Origin of the sequence: Kitasatospora sp. NPDC028055 (genome assembly GCF_040637885.1) — a bacterium.
Taxonomy (GTDB): Bacteria; Actinomycetota; Actinomycetes; order Streptomycetales; family Streptomycetaceae; genus Kitasatospora.
On sequence record NZ_JBEZXE010000001.1, the window covers coordinates 280,438 to 294,792 of the forward strand.

The window sequence follows — 14,355 nt, forward strand, 5'->3', positions numbered from 1 at the left end:
AGCGATGGGGGAGCGGGCCCGTTCCTTATTCGTAGGAGCAGGAGCAAGTGGTCAACGATTGCGCCGAGCAGCCGCCGGTGAAGGACGGGCCGGCCGACGGTCACGTCCGGGTCCGGCTCGACCTCGCCTACCAGGGCGCCGAGTTCTCCGGCTGGGCCCGCCAGAAGGGCGGCCGCCGGACGGTCCAGGAGGAGATCGAGACCGCGCTGCAGATCGTCACCCGCAGCCCGGAGCTGTTCCCGCTCACCGTGGCCGGCCGTACCGACGCCGGCGTCCACGCCCGCGGCCAGGTCGCCCACGTCGACCTGCCGGCCGAGCTGTGGGAGGCGCACCGGGAGAAGCTGCTGCGCCGGCTGGCCGGCCGGCTGCCCGGGGACGTCCGGATCTACCGGGTCGGCGAGGCGCCGGCCGGGTTCGACGCCCGCTTCTCGGCCGTCTGGCGCCGCTACGCCTACCGGGTCGCCGACCACCCCGGCGGGGTCGACCCGCTGCTGCGCGGGCACGTGCTGTGGCACGACCGGCCGCTGGACGTCGAGAAGATGAACGAGGCCGCGAAGCTGCTGCTCGGCGAGCACGACTTCGCCGCGTACTGCAAGAAGCGCGAGGGCGCCACCACCATCCGGACCCTGCTGGAGCTGCACTGGGACCGCGTCCCGGTGGACACCTACGCGAGCCAGGAAGGCAGCCTCGCGGTCGCCACCGTGCGGGCCGACGCCTTCTGCCACAACATGGTCCGGGCGCTGGTCGGCGCGATGCTGCTGGTCGGCGACGGGCACCGGCCGGTGGAGTTCCCCGGCGAGGTGCTGGCCGGCGGGGTGCGCAACTCGGCCGTCAACGTGATCCGGCCGTACGGGCTCACGCTGGAGGAGGTCGGCTACCCGCCGGACGACCAGCTCGCCGAGCGGAACCGGCAGGCGCGGCGGATGCGCACGCTGCCCGGGCAGCCGGCGGCCGCGTAATCCGTTTTGGCCCGGGGCGTCCGCTTGGGACAATCGCTCCCATGGGACACGTCGAGATTTCGCACCTGGAGTACTACCTGCCGGACGGGCGGGTGCTGTTCGACGACGCGTCCTTCCGGGTCGGCGAGGGGGCCGCGGTCGCGCTGGTCGGGGCCAACGGGGCCGGCAAGACGACCCTGCTGCGCATGATCGCGGGGGACATCCAGCCGCACGGCGGCACGGTGACGATCAGCGGCGGGCTCGGCGTGATGCGCCAGTTCGTCGGCACCACCGGCCGCGAGGACCAGAGCGCCACCCCGGGCGCCCTGCCGGCCGACGCCTCGGTGCGCGACCTGCTGGTCTCGGTCGCCCCGGAGCGGATCGCCACGGCCGCCCGCGCGGTGGACGCCGCCGAGCTGGCGATGATCGCCCAGGACGACGAGAAGACGCAGATGGCCTACGCCCAGGCGCTCTCCGACTGGGCCGACGTCGGCGGCTACGACTACGAGACCGACTGGGACGTCTGCACCATGGCGGCCCTCGGGATGCCCTTCGACAAGGCCCAGTGGCGCGGCCTGAACACCCTCTCCGGCGGCGAGCAGAAGCGGCTGGTGCTGGAGGCGCTGCTGCGCGGCCCGGAGGAGGTGCTGCTCCTCGACGAGCCGGACAACTACCTGGACGTGCCGGCCAAGCGCTGGCTGGAGGAGGCCATCAAGGCCACCTCGAAGACCGTCCTGTTCATCTCGCACGACCGCGAGCTGCTCTCCCGCACCGCTGACAAGATCATCAGCGTCGAGTCCGGCGGCGCCGGCAGCAGCGTCTGGGTGCACGGCGGCGGCTTCGACACCTTCCACGAGGCCCGCAAGGCCCGCTTCGAGCGCTTCGAGGAACTGCGCCGCCGCTGGGACGAGGAGCACGCCAAGCTCAAGAAGCTGGTCGTCACCCTGCGCCAGGCCGCCGCCGTCAGCCACGAGATGGCCTCCCGCTACTCGGCCGCCCAGACCAGGCTCAAGAAGTTCGAGGACGCCGGCCCGCCGGAGGCGCCGCCGCGCGAGCAGACCATCACCATGCGGCTCAAGGGCGGGCGCACCGGTGTGCGCGCCGTCACCCTGGAGCGGCTGGAGCTCACCGGCCTGATGCAGCCCTTCGACCTGGAGGTCTTCTACGGCGAGCGGGTCGCGGTGCTGGGCGCCAACGGGGCCGGCAAGTCGCACCTGCTGCGGCTGCTCGCGGGGGACACCACCGTCGCCCACAGTGGCGACTGGAAGCTCGGCGCCCGGGTCGTCCCCGGCCACTTCCGGCAGACCCACGCCCACCCGGAGCTGTTCGGTCGTACCGTGCGCTCGATCATCGAGGAGGAGCACGCGCTCAGCCGCGGCGCCGCGATGGGCGCGCTGCGCCGGTACGAGCTGGACCGCCAGGAGGAGCAGAAGTTCGAGTCGCTGTCCGGCGGGCAGCAGGCCCGACTGATGATCCTCAAGCTCGAACTCTCGGGCGTGACGGCCCTGTTGCTCGACGAGCCGACCGACAACCTGGACCTGGAGAGCGCCGAGGCGCTGCAGTCCGGGCTGGAGGCCTTCGACGGCACGGTGCTGTGCGTCACCCACGACCGCTGGTTCGCCAAGACCTTCGACCGCTTCCTGGTGTTCGGGGCGGACGGCAGGGTCTATGAGGCGCCGGAGCCGGTCTGGGACGTCACCCGGGTCGAGCGCGAACGCTGAGTGACGGCCGGGTGGGCGAGAGGCGATTTTTGACCCCTTCCCGCCCGCCCGGTAACCTGGACGCTTGATGTGCGTATTGGCTCGCTCTATCTCACGTGAGAGGTCGGTACGCCGGAGACATCAGGTCGACGACCAGCGGTCCCCCTTGAATTGCGTCCAAGGGTGATCAGGCTGCTCTTCCGTCCGGGTGCTCCTGTCAGGACTCACTCACTGAAAAGCGAAGGCTACGACCGTGCGTACGTACAGCCCCAAGCCCGGCGACGTCCAGCGTCAGTGGCACGTCATCGACGCGACCGACGTCGTGCTCGGCCGCCTGGCCTCCCAGGCCGCCAACCTCCTCCGGGGCAAGCACAAGGCGATCTACGCGCCGCACGTTGACACTGGTGACTTCGTCATCATCATCAACGCCGACAAGGTGCACCTGTCCGGTAACAAGAAGACCCAGAAGCTGGCCTACCGCCACTCGGGCTTCCCGGGCGGTCTGCGCTCGGTGCGCTACGACGACCTGCTGGCGAACAACCCGGAGAAGGCCGTCGAGAAGGCCATCAAGGGCATGATCCCCAAGAACAGCCTGGGCCGTCAGATGCTCTCGAAGCTGAAGGTCTACTCGGGCGACCAGCACCCCCACGCTGCCCAGCAGCCGGTGCCGTTCGAGATCACCCAGGTCGCGCAGTAATTCGGCCACCAAGCCCCCCAACACTGAAAAGAGCTGAGGAACATCGTGGCCGAGACCACTGAAACCCTTGAGGTCGACTTCGACGAGGCCGTTGAGGCCGTCGAGGGCGAGTACACCTCCGAGGAGAGCTACACCTCCGAGTCCCTGGCCGGCCGCTTCGGCGAGGCCACCCCGGGCGCCGGCCTCGGCCGTCGCAAGGAGGCGATCGCCCGCGTGCGCATCGTCCCCGGCACCGGCCAGTGGAAGATCAACGGTCGCACCCTCGAGGGTTACTTCCCGAACAAGGTGCACCAGCAGACCGTGAACGAGCCCTTCAAGCTCCTCGAGCTGGACGGCCGTTACGACGTCGTCGCCCGCATCAGCGGTGGCGGCGTCTCCGGCCAGGCCTACGCGCTGCGCCTCGGCGTCGCCCGTGCCCTGAACGAGGCCGACGTGGACAACAACCGCGGCGCCCTCAAGAAGGCCGGCTTCCTGACCCGTGACGCCCGCGCCGTCGAGCGCAAGAAGGCCGGTCTCAAGAAGGCCCGCAAGGCGCCGCAGTACAGCAAGCGCTAATCGCGTCCCCGGGGGTGCGGTCCGCCCTGGCGGCGCACCCCCTGGTTGCGCAAACCGTCGCCCCGGAGTACCTCGTGTACTCCGGGGCGACGTGTTCCCCGGCTAACGTGCGGCGGCCGGGATCAAGGTGGGTTCCGAGCATGGTGATGGAGGACGGGACAGTGGGACGACTCTTCGGTACGGACGGCGTACGCGGTGTGGCCAACGAGGGCCTGACGGCGGAGCTGGCGCTCGGCCTGTCGGTCGCGGCCTCCCACGTGCTCGGCGAGGCCGGCGCGTTCGACGGGCACCGGCCGGTCGCGGTGGTCGGCCGTGACCCCCGTGCCTCGGGCGAGTTCCTGGAGGCCGCGGTCATCGCCGGCCTGGCCAGCTCCGGCGTCGACGTGCTCCGGGTCGGTGTCCTCCCCACCCCCGCCGTGGCGTACCTCACCGGCGCGCTCGGCGCCGACTTCGGCGTGATGCTGTCCGCCAGCCACAACGCCATGCCGGACAACGGCATCAAGTTCCTCGCCCGCGGCGGCCACAAGCTGGACGACCGGATCGAGGACGCGATCGAGGCCCACTACCGCAAGCACACCGTCGACGGCGAGGACTGGAACCGCCCGACCGGTGCCGCCGTCGGCCGGGTCCGCGAGTACACCGAGGGCTTCGACAAGTACGTCGCCCACCTGATCGGCGTGCTGCCCAACCGCCTGGACGGCATCAAGGTCGTCATCGACGGCGCCCACGGCGCCGCCGCCTACGTCGCCCCCGAGGCCTTCGCCCGGGCCGGCGCCGAGGTCGTCCACACCCTGGGGGCCGAGCCCACCGGCCTCAACATCAACGACGGCGTCGGCTCCACCCACCTGGACCGGCTGCGCGCCGCGATGAAGGAGTACCGGGCCGACCTCGGCATCGCCCTGGACGGCGACGCGGACCGCTGCCTGGCCGCCGACGCCGAGGGCAACGAGGTGGACGGCGACCAGATCATCGCGATCCTCGCGATCGCCATGAAGGAGGCCGGCACCCTGCGCGGCAACACCGCGGTCGCCACCGTGATGTCCAACCTCGGCTTCAAGCTGGCGATGGAGCGCGAGGGCGTCGACCTGGTGGAGACCGCCGTCGGCGACCGCTACGTGCTGGAGGCGATGAAGGAGCACGGCTTCGCGCTGGGCGGCGAGCAGTCCGGCCACGTCATCCTCCTGGACCACGCCACCACCGGCGACGGCACCCTGACCGGCCTGATGCTGGGCGCCCGACTGGCCGCCACCAAGCAGCCGCTGGCCGACCTGGCCGCCGTGATGACCCGGCTGCCGCAGGTGCTGATCAACGTCAAGGGCGTCGACAAGAGCCGGGTGGGCACCAGCACCGAGCTGGCCGCCGCGGTCGCCGCCGCCGAGGCCGAGCTGGGCTCCACCGGCCGGGTGCTGCTGCGCCCCTCCGGCACCGAGCCGCTGGTCCGGGTCATGGTCGAGGCTGCCGACCCGGTGCAGGCCGAGGCCGTCGGCCAGCGCCTCGCCGAGGCGGTCCGCACCCACCTGGGCTGAGCCGCCCCGGACACGGCGAAGGGTCCCCGCCCGGTGCGGGGGCCCTTCGCCGTGCGCCACGTCCGTTCAGAGCTTGCGCAGCAGCGCCCGGCGGACCTTGTGGTCGGCGCCCTTCTGCAGGACCAGGGTGGCCCGGCCTCGGGTCGGCAGCACGTTCTCCAGCAGGTTGGGCTTGTTGATGGTGCGCCAGACCTGCCGGCCGTACTCCATCGCCTCCTCCTCCGGCACCTCGGTGAAGCGGCGGAAGTAGGAGTTCGGGTCCTGGAAGGCCGTCTGCCGCAGTTTGCGGAAGCGGTCCAGGTACCAGTGCTCGATGTCGTCGGTGCGGGCGTCGACGTAGATCGAGAAGTCGAAGTAGTCCGCCACCGCGAGCCTGGTCCGGCCGTCGGTGCCCGGCAGGGCCGGCTGGAGCACGTTCAGGCCCTCGACGATCAGGATGTCCGGGCGCTCCACCGTCAGCCGCTGGTCCGGCACGATGTCGTACACCAGGTGCGAGTACACGGGCGCCGTCACCAGGTCCTTGCCCGCCTTCACGTCCGCGACGAAGCGCATCAGGGCCCGGCGGTCGTACGACTCCGGGAAGCCCTTGCGGGCCATCAGGCCGCGGCGGCGCAGCTCGGCGTTGGGCAGCAGGAAGCCGTCGGTGGTGACCAGCTCCACCCGGGGGTGCTCGGGCCAGCGGGCCAGCAGGGCCTGGAGCAGCCGGGCGGTGGTGGACTTGCCGACGGCGACCGAGCCGGCCACGCCGATGACGAACGGGGTACGGGTGCGCTCGGTGTCCGGGGTGTCCAGGAACGTGCCCACCGCGCCGCGCAGTTCGTGCGTGGCGTGGATGTAGAGGTTCAGCAGCCGGGACAGCGGCAGGTAGACGTCACGCACCTCGTCGAGGTCGAGTGCAGTGCCGAGGCCGCGCAGCTGCTCCACCTCCTCGGCGGTCAGCGGCAGTGGCGTACGCTCGCGCAGCGCGCTCCACTCGGCCCGGCTGAGGTCCACGTAGGGGGACGGGGACGGGCCGGGCGTGGCGGCGCCCCGCGTACAGAGTTCGGTCAGCACATGCTCCATTGTGAGCCGTCGCGGTGTTCACCGTGGTTGTGGTGTCGGTCACGCAGCGTTGGGGCGAGCCGGGAAAGACGGGAAAACGGCCACAGAACCGCCCTTATGCTGGCACGCATGTGCGGAATTGTTGGATACGTGGGCGCGCAGTCCGCCCTCGACGTAGTAATCGCGGGCCTGCAGCGACTGGAGTACCGGGGCTATGACTCGGCCGGTGTCGCGGTGCAGGCGCAGGACTCCCAGGGGCAGTGGAGTCTGGTCACCGACAAGCGGGCCGGAAAGCTCGGCAACCTGGAGAAGTCGCTCGCCGAGTCCCCCCTCCCCGGCGGCACCACCGGCATCGGCCACACCCGTTGGGCCACCCACGGCGGCCCGACGGACGCCAATGCCCACCCCCATCTGGACGACGACGGCCGGGTGGCCGTGGTCCACAACGGCATCATCGAGAACTTCGCCCAGCTGCGCGCCGAGATCGCCGAGCGCGGCCACACCCTCCGGTCCGAGACCGACACCGAGGTCGTCGCCCACCTGCTCGGCGAGGCCTACGAGGGTGACCTGGCCGAGGCCATGCGCGTGGTCTGCCGCCGGCTGGACGGCGCCTTCACCCTCGTCGCCGTCCACGCGGACGCGCCCGGCGTGGTGGTCGGCGCCCGTCGCAACTCCCCGCTCGTGGTGGGCCGCGGCGAGGGCGAGAACTTCCTCGCCTCCGACGTCGCCGCCTTCATCGCGCACACCCGCGAGGCGATCGAGCTGGGCCAGGACCAGGTCGTCGAGCTGCGCCGGGAGGGCGTGACCGTCACCAACTTCGACGGCACCCCGGCCGAGGTGCGCGAGTACCACGTCGACTGGGACGCCTCCGCCGCCGAGAAGGGCGGCTACGACTACTTCATGCTCAAGGAGATCGCCGAGCAGCCGAAGGCCGTCGCCGACACCCTCCTCGGCCGGATCGGCACCGACGGCCGGCTGACCCTCGACGAGCTGCGGATCTCCGACGCCGACCTGCGCTCGGTCGACAAGGTCGTCATCGTCGCCTGCGGCACGGCCTTCCACGCCGGCATGATCGCCAAGTACGCGATCGAGCACTGGACCCGCATCCCCTGCGAGGTCGAGGTCGCCTCGGAGTTCCGCTACCGCGACCCGATCATGGGCCCCGGCACGTTGGTCATCGCCATCTCGCAGTCCGGCGAGACCATGGACACCCTGATGGCCCTGCGGCACGCCCGCGAGCAGGGCGCCAAGGTGCTGGCGATCTGCAACACCAACGGCTCGACCATCCCGCGCGAGTCGGACGCGGTGCTGTACACCCACGCCGGACCGGAGGTCGCGGTCGCCTCCACCAAGGCGTTCCTGACCCAGCTGGTCGCCTGCTACCTGGTCGCCCTCTACCTGGGCCAGGTGCGCGGCACCAAGTGGGGCGACGAGATCTTCACCATCATCCGCGAGCTCGGCGACGCGCCGAAGCAGGTCGAGCAGGTGCTGGAGACCATGGAGCCGGTGCGCGAGCTGGCCCGCTCGCTGGCCGACGCCCGCTCGGTGCTGTTCCTCGGCCGCCACGTCGGCTTCCCGGTGGCCCTGGAAGGCGCGCTCAAGCTCAAGGAGCTCGCCTACATGCACGCCGAGGGCTTCGCGGCGGGCGAGCTCAAGCACGGCCCGATCGCGCTGATCGAGGAGGGGCTGCCGGTCGTGGTGGTCGTGCCCTCGCCGCGCGGGCGGTCGATCCTGCACGACAAGATCGTCTCCAACATCCAGGAGATCCGGGCCCGTGGCGCCCGCACGATCGTGATCGCCGAGGAGGGCGACGAGGCGGTCGTGCCGTACGCGGACCACCTGATCCGCATCCCGGCCACCCCGACCCTGCTCCAGCCGCTGGTCTCCACCGTCCCGCTCCAGGTCTTCGCCTGCGAGCTGGCCACGGCCAAGGGCCACGAGGTCGACCAGCCGCGCAACCTGGCGAAGTCGGTCACCGTCGAGTAGTCCTGCGCTCGTCGGCAACGGCGCCCCTGCGGTGGCTGCGTCCTACCGCAGGGGCGCCGTGTCGAGCGTGAAGGAGAACGGGGCGGGCAGGTCGACGGGCTTGCCGAAGCTGGTCTGGGCAAGCCTCTTGTAGTCACCGTTCTCAGGTTCGCTGAACAGCGTGACCTTGCCTTCACTGCGATCGATCAGCAGGTAGCAGGGGATGCCGGCAGCGGCGTAGCCCTTGCGCTTGGGTTCGCGGTCCTTGAGCGGATTGGTCGAGGTGATCTCGAAGACGAGTAGGACTCCTTCTGTCGGCGCCCAGGAGTCCAGATGATCGAAGTGGTCCTCCGGGACCACCGTGCCATCGGGGATGAAACGGCCTCCGGGAGTGATGAGGCCCTTGTTGCCCGCGATGTCCAGTTCGATCGCGGCGTTCCGGAAGAACTGCTTCGCGACCTTCGAGAACGCGCCCTCGTGCGGCCCGTCCGGTGGCGGCGTCACGACGATCTCCCCTTCGATGAGCTCCGCCTTGAATCCGGGCGGCGTGTCCAGCTCCAGAAACGCCTGGAGAAGGCTGTCCTCGCCCAGCGGGTGCTCGACAGCAGGCATGGCGACCATGGCCCTTCTCCCTCCTGTGGGTCCGTGCCGAGCCACAAGGTAGGCGTACGGACCGACACCGCGGGGCATCGAAGTGGTTGTCACTCGAAAGTGTGCCGCAGGCCCGGCTCCCGTGGGGCGGTGGCGCGGGCTAGCGTCGGCGGTAGCCGACCGCCGAAGGAGTGCTCCCCATGCGCCATGCACACCCTGTGGAAACCGTCCGGGCCGCGGAGGCCGAGCTGATGGCCCGGCTGCCCGAGGGCACGCTGATGCAGCGGGCGGCGGCCGGGCTGGCGGTGACCTGTGCGCGGCTGCTGATCGGGCGTCGGGGGCGGGTGTACGGCAGCCGGGTGACGGTGCTGGCGGGCAGCGGGGACAACGGGGGTGACGCGCTGTACGCCGGGGCGGCGCTGGCCCGGCGCGGGGCGCGGGTGACGGCGGTGCTGCTCGCCCCGGCGAAGGCGCACCCGGGTGGGCTGGCCGCGCTGCGGGCGGCTGGTGGGCGGGTGACGGCGGAGCAGGAAGTCGGCCTGGCCGACTTCTCGTGCGCGGACCTGGTGCTGGACGGGATCGTCGGCATCGGCGGCCGGGGCGGGCTGCGCCCCGAGGCCGTGCCGTACGCGCGGGCCGAGCGGCGCGGGGTGGTGGTCGCGGTGGACCTGCCCAGCGGGGTGGACGCCGACACCGGCGAGGTGCCGGGGGAGGCGCTGCGCGCGGACGTCACGGTCTGCTTCGGCACCTACAAGCCCGGCCTGCTGATCGACCCCGGGGCCTCGTACGCGGGCGCCGTGCAGCTGGTGGAGATCGGCCTGCAACCGCCCGGGCCGGAGGTGACGGCCCTGCAGCACGCGGACGTGGCGGCGCTGCTGCCGCTGCCGGGCGCGGAGAGCGACAAGTACCGGCGCGGTGTGGTCGGGGTGGCGGCCGGCTCGGCGCGGTACCCGGGGGCGGCCCTGCTGTCGGTCGCCGGGGCGCTGCACGGCGGTGCGGGTGCCGTCCGGTACGTCGGCACGGCGGCCGAGGAGGTGGTGCGCCGCTTCCCGGAGACGCTGGTCACCGAGGGCGGCCCCGCCGGGGCCGGTCGGGTGCAGGCCTGGGTGGTCGGGCCGGGCGGCGGCGAGGGGGCGCGGCAGGCGCTGGCCGAGGCGCTGGCGGCCGACGTCCCGGTGCTGGTGGACGCGGACGGGCTGACCGAGCTGGGCCGGCTCGGTCCGCGGGCGCTGGCCGGCCGTACCGCGCCCACCCTGCTGACCCCGCACACCGGCGAGGCCGCCCGACTGCTGGCCGGCGCCGACGGCACCGCGCCGCCTGCCGCCGAGGAGTTGGCCGCCACCCGGCTGGCCACCGCCCGGCGGCTGGCCGCCGTCTACCGGGCCACTGTGCTGCTCAAGGGCTCCACCACGGTGGTCGCCGACCCGGGCGGGGCCGTCCGGGTGAACCCCACCGGCACCTCCTGGCTGGCCACCGCGGGCAGCGGGGACGTACTGGCCGGGCTGGCCGGTTCGCTGCTGGCCGCGGGCCTGCCGCCGCTGGACGCCGCCTCGGTGGCCGCCTACCTGCACGGCCTGGCGGGCCGGGAGGCGGCGGGCGAGCCCGGGGCGCCGGTGACGGCGCTCGCGGTGGCCGATGCGCTGCCCGCGGTCTGGCGGGCCGTCCGGCAGCCGTGACCGCGGTCCGGCCCCGCCCCACGGCGGAACCGAGACCTCCGTGCAGCGCGTCCTGAACCGGGTGGACGAGCCGTCCGCCGCAGGTCGGCGGGGTGCCGGGGGTCACGGTGCCGACCACCGCGCCGAAGGCCCGTTCGGCGAGGACTCCGGGACGTCTGGGAGACTGACCCTGATGACAACTGCGAACACGACCGGAACGGCCACCCTCACCGACGGCGTACGGGCCGAGGCGACCATCGATCTCGCCGCCCTGCGCGGCAACCTCGCCAGCCTGCGGGAACGCGTCGGGAGCACGGCGGTGATGCTCGCGGTCAAGGCGGACGCCTATGGCCACGGCGCGGTCGAGTGCGCCCGCGAGGCGGTCGCGAACGGGGTCGGCTGGCTCGGCTGCGCGACGCCGGACGAGGCGCTGGCGCTGCGGGCCGCGGGCATCCGCCCCGACCAGGCCCGCATCCTGTGCTGGCTGTGGACGCCGGGCGGGCCGTGGCGCGAGGCGCTGCGCGCGGACCTGGACATCTCGGTCAGCGGCCGGTGGGCGCTTGAGGAGCTGCTGACGGCCGTTCGGCAGACCGGCGTTCCGGCGCGCGTCCACCTCAAGGCCGACACCGGCCTCGGCCGCAACGGCTGCCAGCCGCACGACTGGCCGCAGCTGGTGGCCGAGACCCGGCGGGCCGAGGCGGAGGGGCTGCTGCGGGTGGTCGGCGTCTGGTCGCACTTCGCCGCTGCCGACGAGCCCGGCCACCCCTCGATCCAGGCCCAGTTGGACTCCTTCCGCACCGCGCTGGCGCAGGCCGAGGCCGCCGGGCTGCGCCCCGAGGTCCGGCACCTGGCCAACTCCCCGGCCACCCTGCTGCTGCCCGAGTCGCACTTCGACCTGGTCCGCACCGGCCTGGCCGCGTACGGGCTGTCGCCGGTGCCCGAGGTGGGCTCGCCGGCCGACTTCGGGCTGCGCCCGGTGATGGCGCTGACCGCCCGGCTGGCGCTGGTCAAGCACGTCCCCGGCGGGCACGGGGTCAGCTACGGCCACCACTACGTGACGCCCGGTCCGACCACGCTGGGCCTGGTCCCGGTCGGCTACGGCGACGGCGTCCCGCGGCACGGCAGCGGCACCGGCCCGGTGCAGATCGGCGGCAAGTGGCGCACGGTGGCCGGCCGGGTCGCGATGGACCAGTTCGTGGTGGACCTGGGCGGCGACACCCCCGAGACCGGCGACGAGGTGCTGGTGTTCGGCAACGGCGAGCGCGGTGAGCCGACCGCCGAGGACTGGGCCCGCGCCTGCGGCACCATCTCGTACGAGATCATCACCCGGATCGGCACCCGGGTGCCCCGCCGCTACCTGGACGGGAGCCACGGCGGCGGCCACGACGGGGGCCGTACGGCATGACCGACACGCCGGCCGACAGCAACCCGGTCGCGGCGGTGGCCAAGGCGGCCGGCGCGGCCACCGGGGTGAGCCGGGCCGGTGTGATCGGGATATCGGTCGGCGTGCTGGCGGCCGGCGCGGCCGCGGGCGTCGCGATCGAGCGGCTGACGGTCGGCCGGGCGATGCGCCGCCGGGCCCGGGCCGAGCTGGAGGCGGCCGCCCCGTACGGTTCGCTGCGCGGGCGCCCGCTGACGGTGGCCGCGCCGGACGGCACCGAGCTGTACGTCGAGCTGGACGGCACCGGCTGGGACGAGCCGGACGGCGCCCCCTCTCAGCCGCTGACCGTGGTGTTCAGCCACGGCTACTGCCTCAACCAGGACAGCTGGCACTTCCAGCGGGCGGCGCTGCGCCAGGGCCTGCGGCTGGTCTTCTGGGACCAGCGCAGCCACGGCCGCTCCGAGCGCTCCCGCGAGTACCTGGCGGGCGAGCCGGCCAGCATCGACCAGCTGGGCGGTGACCTCAAGGCGGTGATCGACGCCGTCGCGCCGACCGGGCCGCTGGTGCTGGTGGGCCATTCGATGGGCGGCATGACGGTGATGGCGCTGGCCGACCAGCACCCTGAGCTGTTCCGGACGCGAGTCGCCGGGGTCGCGCTGGTCGGCACCCTGGCGGGGGACTGGAACGAGGTGAGCCTCGGTCTGCCGAAGGCGGGGGCCAAGCTGTTCAAGAAGGTCGCGCCCGGGGTGGTGAAGCTGCTCGGCCGTCAGGTCGACCTGGTGGAGGCGAGCCGGCGGATCGGCTCGGACGTGGCCGCCGTGTTCTACCGGCGGTTCTCCTTCGGCGGCCGGGACGTCGACCCCGGCGTGGTGCGCTTCGCCGAGCAGCTGCTGGACGCCACCCCGATCGACGTGGTCGCCGAGTTCTACCCGGTGTTCGGCGCGCACGAGAAGTACGGGGCGCTGGCCGCCCTGCGCGGCCTGCCGGCCCTGGTGCTGGCCGGGACGAAGGACCTGCTGACGCCCTCGGCGCACAGCGAGGCGATGGCCGAGCGGCTGCCGGGGGCCGAACTGGTGCTGGCCGAGGGCGCCGGGCACCTGGTGCTGCTGGAGCGCCCGGAGCTGGTCGACCACGAGCTGGCGCGGCTGCTGCGCCGGGCCGCCGACTTCGCCGGTGCCGCGCCGCTGCCGCCGGCCGTCCTCGAACTCGCGGCCGAACCGCCCCGGGAGGAGCGTCCTCCAGCGGCCTCGGACCCGGACGCGCGCCCGGACGCGGACCCGGATCCGGCCGTCGACCCCGCCTGAGACCGGCCCGGGCCCCCGTCGGGCCCGCCGGGCACCCGCGCGCCACGGCAGGGTGCGGTGATGTGGCACGGTAGCGGTGGCGGCCGGTGGTCGGTACGCCGCTACGGACTGAAGGGCAAGACACGCGCATGGGCTCGCACGCCACTCTGACCGTCCCCACTCCGGAGCGGATGGGCCGGCTCGGCCGGGAGCTGGCCGCGCTGCTGCGGCCGGGGGACCTGGTGCTGCTCTCCGGTGAGCTGGGGGCGGGGAAGACCACGCTGACCCGGGGCCTGGGGGAGGGGCTGCAGGTCCGCGGGGCGGTGACCTCGCCGACCTTCGTGATCGCCCGGGTGCACCCCTCGCTGGTCGGCGGCCCGGCCCTGGTGCACGTGGACGCGTACCGGCTGGGCGGGGACCTCGACGAGATGGAGGACCTCGACCTGGACGTCTCGCTGCCGGAGTCGGTGATCGTGGTCGAGTGGGGCGAGGGCAAGGTCGAGCGGCTGTCCGAGGAGCGCCTGGAGGTCCGGATCGAGCGGGCGATCGGTGACACCGCCGGGGAGGACCACGACCCGCGCCGGGTGCTGCTCACCGGCATCGGGCCGCGCTGGGCGGGCGTCCCGCTGGCCGGGCTGGCCGACTAGGCGCCCCCGGCACCGGTCGATCGGGTTCCACCGTTTTGCCGACAGGCCGTCGGCAAGGTGTTGCGGGCGGGGCGCCGGGCGTGGTGGGATGGGTGCTGCGGTTAGGTCTGCCTAACTAGGGAGGCGCCATGTCGAGCACCACCCCCGCCCCGGAGCGCGCCGTGCGCGACACCGGGGCCGGAGAGTCCGCCCGCCGCGCTCCGGGAGAGCCGATGCGGGCCCTGCTGGCCGCCTGCGCGGCCGCCGAGGCGGTGTCCAGGCCGCCCGAGCCGAAGGCCCGGCAGGCCGACGAGGAACCCGAGACTGGCGCGCCCCGGGCCGCCGCCTAGCGCGGCCGGGCGCCCGCCCGTCCGCCCCGTCCGCCCCGTCCGCCCGT

The 14,355-nt window shown here is 73.2% G+C and carries 13 protein-coding genes; 11 read left to right on the forward strand and 2 right to left on the reverse strand.

Annotation, left to right across the window (positions count from 1 at the left end):
• Positions 1 to 47: 47 nt before the first annotated feature.
• From truA to glmM, 5 genes are all read left to right on the forward strand, one after another.
• Positions 48 to 959, forward strand: a complete 912-nt coding sequence (truA, locus tag AB0F71_RS01365; RefSeq protein ID WP_360226282.1) for a tRNA pseudouridine(38-40) synthase TruA — start codon at positions 48 to 50, stop codon at positions 957 to 959.
• Positions 960 to 1,000: 41 nt separating this feature from the next.
• Positions 1,001 to 2,659 carry an ATP-binding cassette domain-containing protein gene (locus tag AB0F71_RS01370; RefSeq protein ID WP_360226285.1) on the forward strand — a complete coding sequence of 553 codons (1,659 nt, stop codon included), beginning with the start codon at positions 1,001 to 1,003 and terminating at the stop codon, positions 2,657 to 2,659.
• 232 nt (positions 2,660 to 2,891) lie between these two features.
• Positions 2,892 to 3,335: a 50S ribosomal protein L13 gene (gene rplM, locus AB0F71_RS01375; protein ID WP_030055846.1), complete on the forward strand. Its 444-nt coding sequence runs from the start codon at positions 2,892 to 2,894 to the stop codon at positions 3,333 to 3,335.
• Positions 3,336 to 3,380: 45 nt separating this feature from the next.
• On the forward strand, positions 3,381 to 3,890 hold the full coding sequence (gene rpsI, locus AB0F71_RS01380) for a 30S ribosomal protein S9 (RefSeq protein ID WP_229928575.1): 510 nt from the start codon (positions 3,381 to 3,383) through the stop codon (positions 3,888 to 3,890).
• 161 nt (positions 3,891 to 4,051) lie between these two features.
• Entirely contained in the window at positions 4,052 to 5,416 is a 1,365-nt protein-coding gene (glmM, locus tag AB0F71_RS01385) for a phosphoglucosamine mutase (protein WP_360226289.1), read from the forward strand.
• 66 nt (positions 5,417 to 5,482) lie between these two features.
• On the opposite strand, the gene coaA is transcribed toward glmM, so the two are convergent.
• Positions 5,483 to 6,478, reverse strand: coding sequence for a type I pantothenate kinase (coaA, locus tag AB0F71_RS01390; protein ID WP_360226292.1), 996 nt, complete (start codon positions 6,476 to 6,478; stop codon positions 5,483 to 5,485).
• A gap of 108 nt (positions 6,479 to 6,586) precedes the next feature.
• Here coaA and glmS point away from each other — a divergent pair, with 108 nt between their 5' ends.
• Positions 6,587 to 8,443: a glutamine--fructose-6-phosphate transaminase (isomerizing) gene (glmS, locus tag AB0F71_RS01395; RefSeq protein WP_360226295.1), complete on the forward strand. Its 1,857-nt coding sequence runs from the start codon at positions 6,587 to 6,589 to the stop codon at positions 8,441 to 8,443.
• Between the two features lie 42 nt (positions 8,444 to 8,485).
• On the opposite strand, the gene AB0F71_RS01400 is transcribed toward glmS, so the two are convergent.
• Positions 8,486 to 9,043 (reverse strand): Uma2 family endonuclease, encoded by a 558-nt coding sequence (locus AB0F71_RS01400; protein ID WP_360226298.1) that lies wholly within the window; start codon positions 9,041 to 9,043, stop codon positions 8,486 to 8,488.
• Positions 9,044 to 9,213: 170 nt separating this feature from the next.
• Here AB0F71_RS01400 and AB0F71_RS01405 point away from each other — a divergent pair, with 170 nt between their 5' ends.
• The 5 genes from AB0F71_RS01405 (at position 9,214) to AB0F71_RS01425 (ending at position 14,308) form a co-directional block, all read left to right on the forward strand.
• Positions 9,214 to 10,689 carry an NAD(P)H-hydrate dehydratase gene (locus AB0F71_RS01405; RefSeq protein WP_360226301.1) on the forward strand — a complete coding sequence of 492 codons (1,476 nt, stop codon included), beginning with the start codon at positions 9,214 to 9,216 and terminating at the stop codon, positions 10,687 to 10,689.
• A 172-nt stretch (positions 10,690 to 10,861) separates the two neighbouring features.
• Positions 10,862 to 12,073, forward strand: a complete 1,212-nt coding sequence (gene alr, locus AB0F71_RS01410) for an alanine racemase (RefSeq protein WP_360226304.1) — start codon at positions 10,862 to 10,864, stop codon at positions 12,071 to 12,073.
• The gene (locus tag AB0F71_RS01415) at positions 12,070 to 13,353 is read left to right on the forward strand and encodes an alpha/beta hydrolase (RefSeq protein WP_360226307.1); all 1,284 of its coding nucleotides are present in this window, start codon (positions 12,070 to 12,072) and stop codon (positions 13,351 to 13,353) included. Before alr ends, AB0F71_RS01415 begins: the two co-directional genes overlap by 4 nt.
• A gap of 128 nt (positions 13,354 to 13,481) precedes the next feature.
• The gene (gene tsaE, locus AB0F71_RS01420) at positions 13,482 to 13,979 is read left to right on the forward strand and encodes a tRNA (adenosine(37)-N6)-threonylcarbamoyltransferase complex ATPase subunit type 1 TsaE (protein WP_360226310.1); all 498 of its coding nucleotides are present in this window, start codon (positions 13,482 to 13,484) and stop codon (positions 13,977 to 13,979) included.
• Positions 13,980 to 14,107: 128 nt separating this feature from the next.
• Positions 14,108 to 14,308: a hypothetical protein gene (locus AB0F71_RS01425; RefSeq protein WP_360226313.1), complete on the forward strand. Its 201-nt coding sequence runs from the start codon at positions 14,108 to 14,110 to the stop codon at positions 14,306 to 14,308.
• Positions 14,309 to 14,355 lie beyond the last annotated feature (47 nt).